The organism is Brevibacillus sp., from assembly GCF_003521185.1.
Lineage (GTDB): Bacteria > Bacillota > Bacilli > Brevibacillales > Brevibacillaceae > Brevibacillus > Brevibacillus parabrevis.
Map to the genome: position 1 here is coordinate 1 of NZ_DOTK01000002.1, position 15886 is coordinate 15886.

Consider the following 15886-nt stretch of genomic DNA (forward strand, 5'->3'; position numbering starts at 1 on the left):
AAGAATTAGATTAGCATTCACATACATGAAGCGTAAGTTTCGTTCTGAACGCCAAGCATTAGGCAAAAAGAAAAAGGGAAATGCGATTCGTAGTTCAAGGTCATTTTATCGCCTGTCTCAGTTCATAAAAAATTCCTCCTTGGGTTTCGGTTGTATCGTGCTCATTGCGCCGGCTTGCAGGCTTGCCTGTCCCGGCTACACACCAAGAATAGTCAGGGCTTGTGTCCGCCAAATGACCGGAATATGGAAAAGTCGTGGAATACCGAAAACGCTTGCATTTTTTCCTGCCTTGTCATACATTAGAAGCAGGAATAAGATCGCAGAATTGGCGTGATTCTTATCCAAACAAGTGAATAGACAAAAGGCAAAGGTGCCCTTGAACACGAGTCTTGTTCTTTCGTGTTTAGGCACCTTTTTTTGCGTTTTGAAAAGGGAAGTTGTCTGAAAGGAGTGTGACACGCATGGAAAAACCAATTCGAGCGACGCCGCTTGCGATCCGAATGATTCCCAACGTCGATCCACAATTTGCGGAGAAGCTGAACCTGCCTTCCCATATTCGCAGTGTGGGGATGCTTACATCCACCATTGATGATGTGGGCTATACGGCCATTGATGAGGCGACGAAAAAGGCAGCTGTAGAAGTGATTTACGCCAAGTCGTTTTATGCAGGATCTGGAAATGCGTCCGGTCCGTTGTCCGGCGAGTTCATCGGGATGATCGGTGGAGCGACGCCATCGGAGGTAGAGAGCGGTATCGATGCAGCCGTTGCATTCATGGAGAGTGGAGCTTGCTTTTACTCGTTAAATGAAGAGGGGACGCATGCGTATTACGCACATGTCGTGTCGCGGACGGGCAGCTACTTGTCTGGGCTCGCCGGAATCAGGGAAGGGGAGCCGCTCGCCTATCTGATCGCTCCGCCGCTTGAGGCCATGTACGGCATTGACGCCGCCCTCAAAGCAGCAGATGTGCAGATGGTGCAGTTTTTTGGCCCGCCCACGGAAACGAACTTTGGGGGAGCGTTGCTTACTGGAAGCCAATCGGCATGCACTGCCGCAGCAGATGCTTTTGCCGACGCTGTAAGAAGCGTTGCCCGACAGCCAGTCAAACGATAAAAGGGATTTTCCCTCTTGAAGGGGAGGAAATGTAAATGCGCGCTCATGCATACTCACTGGGCATGATTGAAACACTTGGCTTGCCCGCTCTTATTGCGGCCGCTGATGCTGCTGCCAAAGCGGCAGACGTCAAGGTCGCCACATATGAAGGCGCGGACGGCGGGATCGTAACGGTCTACGTAATCGGAGATGTCTCTTCGGTTCAGGCGGCTGTTGACGCTGGCGCTGAGGCGGCAAAACGCGTTGGACGCTTGCTGCACTCCCACGTCATACCGCGTCCTGATGAAAATGTTCCGAAAATGATTAAAAATCTGATGCGTTCGGAAGCGCAGGAAGAAGCGAAGCCGCAGCCTGCACAGGCAAAGGCAGAGCCGACGCTGGCAGAGCAATCGATCAACGATCTGCGCAAGCTGGCTCGCTCGTTTGCTGATTTCCCGCTCTCGACCAATGACATCAATACGGCGAAGAAAGAAGACCTCATTCGCCTGATTGAAGAAAAGCAACAAGGCGGAGGTGACAAAGCATAATGACACTCGACGCTGATTTGTATTCCATTCAGGAAGTGCGTACGTACCTCGCCCAAGCGAAGGAAGCGCAGGCGAAGCTCGCTACTTACACGCAAGAGCAAATCGATCGGATCATCACTGCCATGTCCAAGGCTGGGGTTGAGAATGCCGAGCGTTTGGCGGCTCTTGCGGTTGAGGAGACAGGCTTCGGAAACGTCCCGGACAAACGGATGAAAAACTTGTTTGCTTCCCAAGATGTTTATGCTTCCATCAAAGACGTGAAAACCGTCGGCATCGTTCGCAAAGACGAGGAAAACAAAGTGTGGGAAGTGGCACAGCCGGTAGGAATCGTCGCCGGGATCGTACCATCCACCAACCCGACATCGACCGTTATTTTCAAGTCGATGATCGCGCTCAAAGCGAGAAACGCAATCGTATTCAGTCCGCATCCGTCGGCAGCCAAGTGCACGCTGGAAGCAGCGCGACTGATGGCACAGGCGGCTGTGCAGGCTGGGGCGCCGGAAGGCTTGATCCACTGCGTCTCCAAGCCGACGCTTCCAGCGACGAATGAGCTGATGAAGCACAAGCTGACCAATGTGATCCTCGCGACTGGCGGTACGCCAATGGTGCGGGCTGCATACAGCTCCGGAAAGCCTGCTTATGGTGTCGGACCAGGAAACGTTCCGGTCTACATCCACCACAGCGCTGACCTCGCTGCTGCTGCCAAGCGCATTGTGCAGAGCAAAACCTTCGACTACGGCACCATCTGCGCCTCCGAGCAGGCACTGGTGATCGAGGAATCGGTCAAACACCAGATGATTGCTGCCTTGAAGCGCGAAGGAGCGTACTTCCTGGACGAAAACGAGAAGGCCAAAGTAGCCGCCATTATTATGGTGAACGGCTCGCTCAACGCCAAAATCGTTGGACGTTCCCCGCATGTGATCGCGCAAATGGCAGGCATCTCGATTCCTGCCGAAACACGAGTGCTGATCGCGGAAGAAACCGGAGTAGGCAAAGAGTACCCGATGTCGGTTGAAAAACTGGCACCGATCCTCGCTCTCTACACCGTTTCGGGAGACAACGAAGCGTTTGCCCGCTGCCGGGAGCTTTTGACGCATGGCGGATTGGGGCACACCGCTGGGATTCACGCGCAGGATGACAATGTGATTGCATCCTACGGTCAAGCGATGCCGGCTTCCCGCATCCCGGTCAATACCGGAACGACTTTCGGGGGAATCGGAGCAACGACTGGCGTGCAGCCATCCTTTACACTCGGATGCGGTTCTTTCGGGAACAACATCACATCCGACAACATCGGTCCGAAGCATCTCTTCAACATCAAGCGCGTCGCTTTTGGCGTGAGAGAAATGCCTGAGTCCACGCCAGTGCAAGCTGCTGCAACGACACAGGCGGAAGAAGCTGTGCTGCAAGCTGTCTCGTCCATGAATGTCGGCCTGAGCCGGGATGAGATCAAAAACATCATTAAATCTGTTTTAACTGAAATGACGTCCTAAAACGTTAAAAATTTGTCCATATAATTAAGGAGGAACGAAAACATGGCTGGAGAAATGTCCGCATTGGGAATGGTAGAAACAAAAGGTTTGGTAGGAGCAGTTGAAGCTGCTGACGCAATGGTAAAAGCAGCTAACGTTAAATTGATTGGCAAAGTACACGTAGGTGGCGGTCTCGTAACAGTCATGGTACGTGGTGACGTAGGTGCAGTAAAAGCTTCCACGGACGCAGGCGCCGCTGCTGCCGAAAAAGTAGGAGAGCTCGTATCTGTACACGTTATCCCACGTCCACACGGAGACATTGAATTGATCCTGCCTAAGCTCGAAGGGTAATCCCCTATGGCAGTTATTACAGAAGCATCTTTGAGAGCAATGCATAAGACAGGCATCCCAAACCCCTTTCTCATTGAGAAAGGGGATAAAATCACACCAGCAGCGGCAGATTTCTTGAAAGGAAGAGGGATTCAAGTGAAATCTTTTGAAGAACAACAACAGCAACCTTCCACCAATCAGACTGCCGAGGCAGTGCGGGAAATTCCCCTTGGTGTATCGAATCGCCACGTTCATTTGTCGCCAACCGATGTAGAAAAGCTTTTTGGAGCAGGACATCAGTTGACGCCAATGCGCGATCTGTCGCAGCCTGGTCAGTTTGCTTGCCAGGAAACCGTGACAATCGTCGGGCCAAAAGGCAGCATTCACGGAGTGCGGATTCTGGGGCCAGCGCGTGGCGCGACACAAGTGGAAATCTCTCGTACTGACGGTTTTGCGCTCGGTGTGCACGCACCTGTGCGGATGTCCGGAGATATTGAAGGAACACCGGGTCTGGTACTCGTAACAGCAAAAGGCACAGTTGTACTCGACAAAGGTGTAATTGTAGCCAAGCGGCACGTTCATATGTCGCCTGCGGATGCCGAGCAATACGAAGTGAAGGATGGCGACACGCTGATCCTTGCGACGCAGAGTGACCGCCCTGTCATCTATCCGGATGTAGTTGTTCGCGTACATCCACAGTTCGCACTCGATTTCCACGTCGATTTGGATGAAGGGAATGCCGCCAATTTGAAAACGGGCGACCGGGTAAAAGTGATCGGCAAAAACGGCCAGTTTTACTCCGGCTAACGGAGGTAGAGCTTTGATGGACATCAGAGAAATGGTGGCATCGATTACAAAAGAAATTTTGCTGTCGATGAATACAGAAAAGAAACCTGAAGCACCTCGTGTCCTGTATGTCTTTTGCGACAGCCAGGCTCATGAGGCGTTTCAGGATCATTTTATCCAGTTGAAAAACCACGGCATCTGCCACGACATTCTCTTCCTGGACGGGGAAACCTCGTCCTGGCTGGGAATGCACAAGATCGAATGCGGGGGAGCAGGCAAAGTCCTGACTGCGGATGAGTACGCTCCTGCGCCATTGGAAGTGCCAAAAGATTACGCTGGTATCGTCATCCCGGAAATCGATCTGGACAATGCGGCAAGAATCGCATCCGGGTTGAAAGGCACGATCAAGGCAGAAATCGTCTTTTCCGCACTCGTGACAGGCAAGTTCGTCATTGCAGGCTCCGATGTGCCGGGCATCAAGCGTGCCGACCGTCGCACCCTGCAAACATTGACGCTGACGCCAGCCTATGAAAAGCTGTTCGAGCGCCACGTGGAAGCGATGAAAGAGCTGGGCGTAGAGTTTGCGGAACAAAAACGTTTGGCCGATCGCGTAGTCTCCAAGCTGAAAGCGCAGTTGCCAAAAGCGGAGGCAAAGCCTGAACAGCCGACATTGACTGCGTTGGACGAGGCAGAGGCGGTTTTTTCCGGCAAGCTGCTTACGGCTGACTGGATCAAATCCCAACCGGAACTTCGGGATACGACCTTGCATGTGAAAAAAGGAGCGATTGTCTCTCCTTTGGCTTACGACAGCATGAGGGAGCGCGGCATTACGGTCAGCTACTTAGGAAAAGGGTGATCGCATGTTTTTGGGAAAAGTGATCGGCAGCGTTTGGGCAACCCAAAAGGAAAACGGCATGGAAAATTTGAAGCTGATGGTTGTTCAGCCGATTGACTGGCGCGGCGAAGAGAGCGGGCAAACCGTGATCGCAGCAGACCGGATCGGGGCTGGGATCGGCGAGCAGGTCATCGTTTCACGAGGAACGCCTGCCCGGATTCTTTTCACGGGCAACAGCGTGCCGATCGATGCGATCATCGTAGGTATCGTGGATTCGTTTGAAGTGCCGGGGGCCGCAGGAGGAGAGGAATAGCGATGGAACAGGAACGTTCGCGAGTCATACAGGAATTTGTGCCAGGAAAACAGGTCACGTTGGCTCATGTGATCGCAAATCCTGACCCTATGCTTTACACCAAGCTGGGGATCAAGGAAGCCGGGGCAATCGGCATTTTGACCCTGACACCGACAGAAACAGCCATTATTGCTGCGGATATCGCGACAAAGGCTGCGGGTGTCGAGCTTGGATTTCTCGATCGCTTCACAGGCTCACTGATTGTCGTTGGGGATGTTTCTGCTGTGCAGATGGCAGTGGATGCGGTCAATCAGGTGTTGAGTGAAAAACTGCGGTTCACACCGGCGCTGGTGACGAAATCATGACAGGCCGTGTCATGATCATCGGTGCTATCGAAGCGGGCAAGTCTTCTCTGGTCAAAGCGCTGTTCAACGATGAACAGCCAGCCAGGAAGACTCAGGCGCTTGAATATCGGGACTGGGTGATTGACACGCCGGGCGAGTATAGCGAAAATCCGATGTTTTACCGCACGCTGATGGCTACCTCGCTGGAGGCGACCATCGTCGTGATGGTTCAGGATGCCACTCGCGACCGCAACTACTTTCCCCCAGGTTTCGCGCAAGGCTTTCCCCAAGCTTGCGTAGGGGTCATCACGAAAGTCGACCATCCCGATGCCGATGTACAACGAGCGGAGGGCTACTTGCGCCAGTCTCTGGGCGACGCGAGAATATTCCCGACGTCTTCCTACACGAGCGAGGGAGTGCCGGAATTGCGTGCGTATTTGCAAGAAATTGTCAGCGAATAAGCCTCTTTCCGCCGTAGCGAGTCTGTGAGAAAATGAAGTCAATATCAAACTCTTAGCAGGTGAAAAGAGGTTCGCATGCAATCCATACGGGAACTGTGCAAATCGTCTACGATATTGAGTGAGGACGACATCCAGATCGTGGAGGACCTTGCTTCCAAACTGCAAATTTTTGCCGATCTGTCGCAGGCAGACATGTTCATCGACTGCCCGACCGTAGATCGAAGTGCTGCTTTGGTTGTTGCGCAGGCCAAGCCGGGCACGGCGCGTTCCATGTACAGCGGTTCAGTCGTAGGCCATTTGGCGACTGCGATCAACGAGCCAGCCGTCATGTACTGCCTGACTACAGGCAAGCCGGTCATCGGCTCCAGAGGTGTATCGCAAGAGCAGGTCGTCATGCGTCAAAGCGTCGTACCGATCACAAACGCCGAGGGCAAGACGATTGGCACGCTGATTACCGAGCAAGACATTTCCAAGCAGGTAGAACAAGAAAAAAACGTCGAAATGCTCAAGGAAACGACCGAGCATCTCAGCGAGACACTGATTCAGTTTGCTGTGCCTGACATGCCGATTTCTTCGCTTCTGCATGAGGGCATGATTTTGTTTGATCAGAGCGGAATCATTACGTATGCCAACGGGCGTGCCCACAAGCTGCTCTCCATGATCGGCTTTGATCGGCCGGAAAAGGGAGAGAGCATCGAACGCATTTTTTCCTGGAGAGTTTCCCCGGAAAATTTCGTGCGCCATGGCGGCTACATTCAGGATGAGTTGTCAAAAGGGAAGCATTTTATCATGATGAAAGCGGTTTCGTCCGTTCGCAAGCTCGACATCATCGGGGGCATTATTTTGCTCCGGGACATTTCGGACATCCGCGAAAAAGAGAAGCAGCTGATGATCAAGTCGGCTGTCATCAAAGAGATTCACCATCGCGTGAAAAACAATTTGCAAACTATTTCAAGCCTGCTGCGCCTGCAAATGCGCCGGTCGCAGTCAAACGAGATTGAGAAAGTATACCGGGAGAGCATCAACCGGATTAACAGCATCGCCATTATTCACGAATATTTGGCGCAAGATGGTCTGGAACAGATCGATTTCAAAGAGATTCTCACCAAAATATCGAAAATTATCGTCTCCTCGATGAGACGTTCAGAGCAAGCCATACACGTCGTCGTGACGGGGGAATCCGTGTACCTTCCGTCCAACAAGGCGACATCTTTTGCTTTAATTGTCACGGAGCTGATTCAAAATTGCATGATTCACGGATTCCGCGAGCTTCATGAAGGGCGCATCTCGATTGCGCTCGTCTCGAAAGACGATTTCGTCAGCCTGTCTGTTACGGATGACGGAGTGGGAATCGAGGATATGGAGCATATTCATAAAAAGGGACACCTTGGCCTGAAAATCGTCGATACGCTCGTCAGGGAAGACCTGGAAGGAACCATGCATTTCCGCAACACAGGCAACGGAACGGAAGTTACCATTCTCTATCCGATCCAAAAGGAGGATGAAGATGACACAGCCGAAGATTATGGTGGTTGATGACGAGCCGATCATCCGCATGGACTTGCGCGAGATGCTCGAAAACGAAGGGTATCAGGTAGTGGCCGAGGCGAAAAACGGGGAAGAGGCAGTCGAACTCGCTCATCGCCACAAGCCCGACCTCATCATCATGGACGTCAAAATGCCGGGCCTGAATGGGATCAAGGCGAGTGGGATCATCCGCACCTTTTCGGACTGCTCCATCCTTCTTTTGACCGCGTACAGCCAGAAGGAACTTGTCCTGGATGCGCGCAAAGCCGGGGTAACGGCGTATCTGGTAAAGCCTGTATCCGAAGATGACCTGATTCCTGCGGTCGAGATTGCGCTCAGCCAAAAGGAAAAAGTGGTGTCGCTGAAGAAAGATATTAGTGATCTGAAACAAAAGATCGAGGATCGCAAAGCAGTGGAAAAAGCCAAAGGCAAGCTGATGAGCGCGCTCTCCCTAGAGGAGGAGGCCGCTTACAAATGGATGCAGCAAGTAAGCATGCAACGGCGCATGCCACTTGTGAAGCTGGCGGAAGAAATTCTTTCAGGCGAGCAAACGATTTTGACTCAGGGGTAATGTCTCTGAGCAGTTTTTTCATAAAAAGAAACGAACGCAACAAGTAGATAGCAAGAGAAGCAAAGGCGCTTGTATCAGACCGGAAGCGATTATTTCGGCTGTTCAAGCGTCTTTTTGCTTGCCTCGTCTGGCACGCCAATGGTTCAAGGAGGTTCATTATGGATGAACAGTGGATCCAAAGCGTCGGCATCGATGTCGGAACCAGCACAACGAAAATGATCGTCAGCCGATTGCGGTTGGGGCGCATGTCCAGCACGTTTTCGCTGCCGCGCTACCAGATCGTGGAGCGGCAGCTGCTGTATGCGAGTGAGGTGCATTCCACCCCGTTGATCGGGTTTGACGAGATTGACGCTGAAGGAATCGGTGCGATTTTGCAAGAGGAGTACAGAAAGGCCCAAATCAGTCTGTCGTCCATCAAGTCAGGCGCCGTGATCATTACCGGAGAGACAGCCAGCAAGAAAAACGCGCAGCACATCGTTCATCTGCTGGCGGAGCGATCCGGCGATTTCGTGGTAGCAACTGCGGGAGCGGACCTTGAAGGCGTGCTGGCAGGCAAAGGCGCGGGGGCGGAAAAACGCTCGCAAACGATCCAGGGAACGATCGTCAATGTCGATATTGGCGGCGGGACGGCGAATGCTGCTTACTTCCAGCGCGGCCGAGCGATTGCGACGGTGACTTTTCACGTCGGAGGCAGGCTGATTCGCCTGGACCAGCAAGATATGGTTACGTACGTGTCGCCGAACATCCAGGCATGGCTTTCTGCGAAAGGCTTGCGCATCACGGTCGGTCAAAGAATCAGTCTGGCCGAGATTTCGGAAGTGGCGCGGCAGATGGCGTGCAGCATGCTGGATTACTTGACGGGAAAAGAGCGGCAAATATCGGGCTTGCTGGTAGTAGGGCCTCAATTGCGCGGCGATTTCCCGGTGGAGGAGCTGACCGTTTCCGGCGGGGTCGGGAAGCTGATGGAAGGCGCTCCCGTAAGAAGCATGGCAGATGTGAGTCGCTACGGCGATTTTGGCCCGCTGCTCGGTTACGTGTTGCAGCAGGAGCGGGAAAAAGGGACGTACGCGGTTAACTGGCTCGATCCGGAACAGACGGTGCGGGCTACGGTTATCGGAGCAGGCATGCAAAGTACGGAGATCAGCGGATCGACTGTGCATATCAAGCCTGAGCTGCTCCCGATCAAAAACATTCCGATTCTCAAGCTGGAGCTTACCCAGGAGCAGTTGGCGAACCCGGCGCAGCTTCATCAGGAAGTGGCGGCGATTTACCAGCTGGGGGAACGGCTTTTTGATAAAACGACAGGAATCCCGTTCGCACTCGCGATCTCGGGCATCGGCTATTGCTCGTATGCGTTGCTGCAAACGATATCCCAGGAGCTGTCCGATCAGTATCGGCACTATTTTGCCGAGAGCCAGACGATGGTCGTGATCTGCGAGACAGATATGGCAAAAGCATTGGGGCAGGCGCTGGCGCTGCGTTGCAAGGGCGCACCGGAAATTATTTGCATCGATCAGGTGCGGGTAGAGTATGGCGATTATATCGACCTGGGCGAGCCGATTTCGGGAACGATTATCCCGGTCGTGGTAAAAACCCTCGCTTTTGACGAGAAGGCGTAACGTATAAAGGGGTGGACAAAATGAACACGAAAACGACTGTGCTTGGACAGACCTATCAATTTCGCGATTTGAAAGAAATTTTCGCGAAGGCAAACGAAGACAAATCAGGAGACCAGCTGGCTGGGATCGCTGCTTCCGATTCACGGGAACGCGTAGCTGCCAAGCAGGTTTTGGCTGACTTGACTTTGGCCGACATCCGCAACAACCCCATGCTTCCTCCAGAGGAAGACGAGGTCTCTCGTGTCATTGAAGAGGGGATTAACGAGAAAATTTACAACGAGATCAAAAACTGGAGCGTTGCCGAGTTGCGCGAGTACATTTTGAGCCACAATGCGGGCGAGAACGACATCAAGCGGATCAGCCGCGGCTTGTCCAGTGAAATGATCGCCGCAACAGCAAAGCTGATGAGCAACCTCGACCTGATCACAGCGGCGGCGAAAATTCGCAATGTGACCCACTGCAACACAGCGATTGGCCAGCCAGGCGTACTGGCCGCACGGGTACAGCCAAACCATCCGTCGGACAACGTGCAAGGGATCAAGGCAGCGCTGTACGAGGGGCTTAGCTACGGAATTGGCGACGCGGTTATCGGGATCAACCCGGTTATCGATACGGCAGACAGCGTCAAAGATATTCTCACGATGACCAAAGAAGTGATGAACAAGTGGGAGATTCCGACGCAAAACTGTGTTCTGGCGCACGTCACTACCCAAATGCGGGCAATCCGTCAAGGTGCGCCTGCCGACCTGATTTTCCAATCACTCGCAGGCAGCGAAAAAGGCAACAATGCTTTCGGTATCGACGTCAAACTGCTGGACGAAGCAGATGAGCTGATGCGCAAAGAAGGTACGTCCTACGGGCCGAACTTCTGGTATTTCGAGACGGGGCAAGGCTCCGAGCTTTCTTCCGAGGCGCATTTCGGCATCGACCAGGTGACGATGGAATCCCGTTGCTACGGATTGGCTCGCAAGTACAACCCGTTTATCGTCAATACGGTGGTCGGCTTCATCGGACCGGAATATTTGTACGACAGCCGCCAGGTCATCCGGGCAGGTTTGGAAGACCACTACATGGGCAAGCTGCACGGGCTGCCAATGGGTTGTGACGTATGCTATACGAACCATATGAAGGTTGACCAGAACGATATGGACAACTTGGGTATTTTGCTCTCGGCGGCAGGGGTCAACTTTGTCATCGGGGTAGCCATGGCGGACGACGTCATGCTGAACTATCAATCGACCAGCTTCCACGATATCGCTGCGTTCCGCGAAGTTCTCGGCCTGCGCCCGGCGCCTGCCTTTGAAAAATGGCTGGAGAAAATGGGGATCATGGAAAACGGCAAGCTGACGGCAAGAGCGGGCGATCCGACAATCTTCATGTAAGAAGAGGGGGTGTATGACGGATGGAACAACAATTGGATTTTTTAGTAGACAAAGTAGTGGCAGAACTGCAAAAGAAACTGTCTGAGCTGGGAGAAAAAGCTCCTGCGCAAGCGGTGGAACAGGCCGTGGAGAAAGTGGTTGAAGCAAGCATGCAACCAAGCGCACAGCCAAGCGCACAGCCAAGCGTGGAAGCGAATGGGGCAGCAGCTTTCCAGTCCGACGTATCGGAGGAGCCGGAGAGAACGGCACAAATTCCGAATCCGCAATGGAAAGAAGGACTCGATGAGCTGTTGACAAGTACGCCAGCCCGGATTGGCGTATGGCGTACAGGCGTCCGACCATTGACCAAAACGATGCTGCAATTGCGTCGCGATCACGCCGCAGCCGTTGATGCCGTATACGGCGAAGTCCGCCAGGAAGTGCTCGACCAATTCTCCCTGTTCACAGTGGAAACGCAGTACGACAACACCGAGAACTATTTGAAACGCCCGGACATGGGACGCATTCTCACGGATGAGGGAGTACGCCTGCTGCAAGAGCGTTGCCAAAAGAAACCGCAGGTGCAAATCGTCGTGTCTGACGGTCTGAGCGCCAGCGCGGTGGACGCCAACCTGAAAGACGTGCTGCCGTCCTTGCTGGACTCTTTGAAAAGCTACGGGCTTAGCTGCGGCACACCGTTCTTTGTCAAAGGCGGCCGCGTAGCAAGCATGGACCATATCGGCGAAGTTTTGGAGCCGGAAGTATTGGTCATGCTGATCGGCGAACGTCCGGGCCTGGTCACGGCGCACTCCATGAGTGCCTACATGTGCTATCGTCCGCGCAAAGGGATGGTAGAGTCCGAGCGTACCGTTATCTCCAACATTCACCGTCAAGGCACATCGCCCGTTGAGGCGGGAGCACATATCGGCACGATTCTCTCCAAAATGCTGGAGCAAAAAGCAAGCGGTGTGAAGCTGGTCTTGTAAGATACGTGGAAAATGACCCGAGGAGGAACTACCATGACATTCCGCAGAAAAAAAGTAGCCGTCATCGGAAGCGGCTTTACCGGAGCGACCACTGCGTTCATCATGGCGCAAAAAGAGTTGGCTGACATCGTGTTGGTGGATATCCCGCAGCTGGAGAATCCGACCAAAGGAAAAGCGCTGGATATGATGGAATCTTCGCCGGTTCTCGGTTTTGATTCCTCAATCACAGGCACATCCGATTACAAAGACATTCAAGGCTCCGATATCGTCATCATCACCGCAGGGATTGCCCGCAAGCCGGGCATGTCCCGCGACGACCTGGTGGCAACAAACGCTGCCATCATGCGTTCTGTAGCGGAGCAAGTGAAAATTTACGCGCCGAACTCCATCGTACTCATCTTGTCCAACCCGGTTGATGCGATGACGTACACGTTCTTCAAAACGTCCGGCTTCCCGAAACACCGCGTCATCGGTCAATCCGGTGTACTCGACACCGCCCGTTTCCGCACCTTCGTGGCCATGGAGCTGAACGTTTCTGTAGAAGACGTGACAGGCTTCGTACTGGGCGGACACGGTGACGACATGGTTCCGCTCTTGCGTTACTCTTACGCTGGCGGCATCCCGCTGGACAAATTGATCCCGCAAAATCGCCTCGATGCCATCGTCGAGCGCACGCGCAAAGGCGGCGGTGAGATCGTCGCCCTGCTCGGAAACGGCTCCGCCTACTACGCGCCTGCCGCTGCCCTGGTGGAAATGGCAGAAGCGATCCTGAAAGACAAGAAGCGCATTTTGCCATCCATCGCATATCTGGAAGGCGAGTACGGCTACCACGACCTGTACCTGGGCGTGCCCACTCTCCTGGGTGGAAACGGCATCGAAAAAGTCATCGAGCTGGATTTGACTGCCTCCGAGAAGGCGGCACTGGACAAATCGGCTGACTCTGTTCGCGCGGTTATGAAAGTAGCTGTGCAGTAAGCGCGCGTGCTAAAGAAGAAGGAAGCCCTGCCATCTGGATTTGGCGGGGCTTTTTTCGTGGGAATGCAAAGAAAAGCCGCCCCTACTGGCAGGGCGGTTTTTCGCGCTTTCGGTTCTTATTTGCTGATCAGTTTTGGCTCTTTTTCGCCCAGCTTGATCGTAGTTTCGCTCGGAATCCACATGCCTGTGTTTTCGTCGCGGCCTTGCAGCACAACTGTTGGATTGGCTTTTCCAAGCTGTTCGGCTGCTTTCGCTGCTTGCTGACCGATTTTGCCGCCTTTGACGCGGTTTACGACCAGTGACAGTTGTACGCTGTCCAGCTCGGTCATCATTTCAAAATCGCCGTTGCTGTCGCCTGCGATCAGGATTGGGCCATAGCCGTACTTTTTCGCGAGTACGCTTTGGATGACTTCTGTTTTGCCGTGACCGACAGTGATTGGATAGTTTGGCTGGTACACGTTCGTGATCAGGCCATTCTCTGTCTTCAAGCGCATGCCGATAATGTTTTCAGTTGGCAGGTTGTATCCGTATTTTGGCAGAGTGGCAAATACGCGGACAACGTCCTCAAGCGATGCCGATACGACGTACACGTCGATACCGTTGGCGCGCAGAGTGTTCATCAGGTTTGCCACTTCCGAAGTCAGGCGCAGTCCTGTTGTGTGAGAAGCGGTGACCACGCCAGCTTTGCCAGCCAATGCTTTCGGGCTTGTCCAGGTCACTTTTTCAATCGCCATGCCCAGACTGACGTCATTGGAAGTCTCGGCAAGCTGATGAACTTCGTCGATCGTCATGTTGGTGAACAGGTAGAGCACCCATGGATAGCCGACGGAGTTGCTGTGTGTATCGTTGATCGCTTCGTACAGGAAAAACAGCTTTGTCTTGAAGTCAGCGAATTGCTCCGTTGCTTTCACTTCCTCCAATGTCTTCGTTCCTTTAAAGCCTTTGTAATTTTGGTACAGGTACGTGTAGTCGGCAACCAGGTCGCTTGCGATCGCGTCGAGCGTCACTTGCTTGCCGTCCACGTTTTTGTACGAATCGGAAAAAGGTCCTTCTGGCACATTGGTGCGGATGACTTTGCCGAATTGTTCCGGCGTCATTTTGTAGGCGAGGTGGTTGATCTGGTAGACGAAGAGAGCTTCCTCTGTGTCGTGCATGATGCTTGTATTGTCCCAGTCAAAAACGGCGTACGGTTTTTTTGCAGCGTTGTAGGCAGGATTTTGCATGCCGTTTTTCTCAATCAATGCGTTGACAGCCTGATAAGTTGCAGGCGCCCATTTCCCCTTGTCGAGCGCTTGCGCGGCTGGTGTGGCAGCCTGTGCGGACACAGTAGTCGCGAGCAGAACAGCGATCATCAGCAGTGTCAGCCACCAAAAGCTGCGTTTTGCCAGTGTGTGAGACATAGTTGTCATCCCCTCTTCTTTCTGTAGTTTCGTCGATTTGCCAAATGAAAACGCTATCATTTTTTCAGGAAGTGGACCAAAGGCAAAAAAACAGGGCCCTTCCCGGCGCTTGACGCAAGCGCAGAAAAAGACCCCATTGTCTTTTGCGTTTTTATTTGTACATCCATCATACTAAATTCAGCCAAAAAATCAAGAAAATTTCGCCAGTTGTCTGCCAGGCAGGAGTGGGTGGAAAAGAACGCGAAGTCAAAAAGGTTTGCAGGTTCGTGATGGACATAATGAATAAAGAGATGTCAGGAAAAGGATGATGAACGGTGAAGCTGATCGAGACGAGCAAGGGCATTTTGACCAATTGCATGGCGTTAAAAGCAAACGAGTCTTTTCTGGTAGTCGCGGACGAACCGAAGCGGGAGCTTGGCGAGGCGCTATGGGAAGCCGGCAAGCAGCTTGGAGCAGAGTCAGTGCTGATAGTGATGACAGAGCGTGAAAAGTCCGGGCAGGAGCCGCCTGTGGCGGTAGCAGCGGCGATGAAGAGTGCCGACGTGGTCGTGTGTGTGACCGAGCATTCCTTGACGCACACCAAAGCGCGCAAAGAAGCAGCGGCAAACGGGACGAGACTTGCCACCATGCCAGGCATCACCGCAGACATGTTCCTCGAAGGGGCGATTTCTGCCGACTATGCGCAAGTGAAAGTGCTGACGGAAAAAGTGACCGAGCTGCTGACCGCAGCCAGTACCGTGCGGATTGAAAAGGCAGGAAAATCGCTCACTTTTTCCATCGCCGGACGCAATGGCGTGCCGAGCACAGGCATGTATGTCAATCCGGGTGAATCGGGCAACCTGCCTTCCGGAGAAGCGTATGTGGCACCGCTGGAAGGAACGGCAGAGGGACAAATCCTCGTGGACGGCTCGATCGCCGGGATTGGCAAAATCGACTCGCCCCTTTTGTTGACGATTGAAAAAGGACGGATCACGCAGGCAGAAGGCGCATCGGCTGAGCGACTGCTGCAAACTTTGGGCGATCAAGACGGCCGTCTGCTCGGCGAATTTGGGATCGGAACGAATGACAAGGCACGAATTACGGGAGTCGTGCTGGAAGACGAAAAAGTGTACGGAACGATTCACGTTGCGTTTGGCAGCAACAACACATTCGGCGGCACGATTGTGGCGGGAGTGCACATCGATCTGGTGGTCAAAGACCCGGATGTGTATTTGGACGACACATGCATCATGAAAAGCGGGAAGCTTTTGGGACAGTAGCCGACTTGACCCGGGAGCCAGGATGAATC

General features: G+C 53.3%; 18 protein-coding genes. 17 read left to right on the forward strand and 1 reads right to left on the reverse strand.

Features of this window, described 5'->3' with window-relative positions:
• From DEP07_RS00135 to mdh, 16 genes are all read left to right on the forward strand, one after another.
• The coding region (locus tag DEP07_RS00135) for a hypothetical protein (protein ID WP_287101951.1) at positions 1-334 on the forward strand (334 nt) is incomplete at its 5' end.
• A 127-nt stretch (positions 335-461) separates the two neighbouring features.
• Positions 462-1112 (forward strand): ethanolamine utilization microcompartment protein EutL, encoded by a 651-nt coding sequence (gene eutL / locus DEP07_RS00140; protein WP_063228860.1) that lies wholly within the window; start codon positions 462-464, stop codon positions 1110-1112.
• 35 nt (positions 1113-1147) lie between these two features.
• Complete coding sequence (locus DEP07_RS00145; RefSeq protein WP_063228861.1) at positions 1148-1639, forward strand: BMC domain-containing protein; 492 nt, start codon at positions 1148-1150, stop codon at positions 1637-1639.
• Positions 1639-3132 (forward strand): acetaldehyde dehydrogenase (acetylating), encoded by a 1494-nt coding sequence (locus DEP07_RS00150; protein ID WP_173596317.1) that lies wholly within the window; start codon positions 1639-1641, stop codon positions 3130-3132. The genes DEP07_RS00145 and DEP07_RS00150 overlap by 1 nt, the downstream gene beginning before the upstream one ends.
• Positions 3133-3174: 42 nt before the next feature.
• Positions 3175-3462 carry an ethanolamine utilization microcompartment protein EutM gene (eutM, locus tag DEP07_RS00155; protein ID WP_005827515.1) on the forward strand — a complete coding sequence of 96 codons (288 nt, stop codon included), beginning with the start codon at positions 3175-3177 and terminating at the stop codon, positions 3460-3462.
• Positions 3463-3468: 6 nt separating this feature from the next.
• Positions 3469-4248, forward strand: coding sequence for a phosphate propanoyltransferase (gene pduL / locus DEP07_RS00160; protein ID WP_063228863.1), 780 nt, complete (start codon positions 3469-3471; stop codon positions 4246-4248).
• A 16-nt stretch (positions 4249-4264) separates the two neighbouring features.
• Positions 4265-5083, forward strand: coding sequence for a hypothetical protein (locus DEP07_RS00165; protein ID WP_173596318.1), 819 nt, complete (start codon positions 4265-4267; stop codon positions 5081-5083).
• A 4-nt stretch (positions 5084-5087) separates the two neighbouring features.
• Entirely contained in the window at positions 5088-5375 is a 288-nt protein-coding gene (locus tag DEP07_RS00170) for a EutN/CcmL family microcompartment protein (RefSeq protein WP_063228865.1), read from the forward strand.
• 2 nt (positions 5376-5377) lie between these two features.
• Positions 5378-5719, forward strand: coding sequence for an ethanolamine utilization microcompartment protein EutS (gene eutS / locus DEP07_RS00175; RefSeq protein WP_063228866.1), 342 nt, complete (start codon positions 5378-5380; stop codon positions 5717-5719).
• Positions 5716-6159: a EutP/PduV family microcompartment system protein gene (locus tag DEP07_RS00180; protein ID WP_063228867.1), complete on the forward strand. Its 444-nt coding sequence runs from the start codon at positions 5716-5718 to the stop codon at positions 6157-6159. Before eutS ends, DEP07_RS00180 begins: the two co-directional genes overlap by 4 nt.
• Positions 6160-6234: 75 nt before the next feature.
• Positions 6235-7695, forward strand: coding sequence for a sensor histidine kinase (locus tag DEP07_RS00185; RefSeq protein WP_063228868.1), 1461 nt, complete (start codon positions 6235-6237; stop codon positions 7693-7695).
• Positions 7661-8257 carry an ANTAR domain-containing response regulator gene (locus tag DEP07_RS00190; RefSeq protein ID WP_425266752.1) on the forward strand — a complete coding sequence of 199 codons (597 nt, stop codon included), beginning with the start codon at positions 7661-7663 and terminating at the stop codon, positions 8255-8257. The genes DEP07_RS00185 and DEP07_RS00190 overlap by 35 nt, the downstream gene beginning before the upstream one ends.
• A gap of 158 nt (positions 8258-8415) precedes the next feature.
• The gene (locus DEP07_RS00195; RefSeq protein ID WP_122962490.1) at positions 8416-9876 is read left to right on the forward strand and encodes an ethanolamine ammonia-lyase reactivating factor EutA; all 1461 of its coding nucleotides are present in this window, start codon (positions 8416-8418) and stop codon (positions 9874-9876) included.
• Positions 9877-9896: 20 nt separating this feature from the next.
• The gene (locus tag DEP07_RS00200) at positions 9897-11258 is read left to right on the forward strand and encodes an ethanolamine ammonia-lyase subunit EutB (RefSeq protein ID WP_122962491.1); all 1362 of its coding nucleotides are present in this window, start codon (positions 9897-9899) and stop codon (positions 11256-11258) included.
• A 20-nt stretch (positions 11259-11278) separates the two neighbouring features.
• Complete coding sequence (eutC, locus tag DEP07_RS00205) at positions 11279-12223, forward strand: ethanolamine ammonia-lyase subunit EutC (protein WP_287101957.1); 945 nt, start codon at positions 11279-11281, stop codon at positions 12221-12223.
• A 33-nt stretch (positions 12224-12256) separates the two neighbouring features.
• Positions 12257-13198 carry a malate dehydrogenase gene (gene mdh, locus DEP07_RS00210; protein ID WP_122962493.1) on the forward strand — a complete coding sequence of 314 codons (942 nt, stop codon included), beginning with the start codon at positions 12257-12259 and terminating at the stop codon, positions 13196-13198.
• Positions 13199-13314: 116 nt separating this feature from the next.
• Here the strand turns inward: mdh and DEP07_RS00215 are convergent, their stop codons facing one another.
• Positions 13315-14598, reverse strand: coding sequence for a haloacid dehalogenase-like hydrolase (locus tag DEP07_RS00215; RefSeq protein WP_063228874.1), 1284 nt, complete (start codon positions 14596-14598; stop codon positions 13315-13317).
• A gap of 314 nt (positions 14599-14912) precedes the next feature.
• On the opposite strand from DEP07_RS00215, the gene DEP07_RS00220 reads away from it, so the two are divergent.
• Entirely contained in the window at positions 14913-15857 is a 945-nt protein-coding gene (locus DEP07_RS00220) for an aminopeptidase (protein ID WP_287101958.1), read from the forward strand.
• Positions 15858-15886 lie beyond the last annotated feature (29 nt).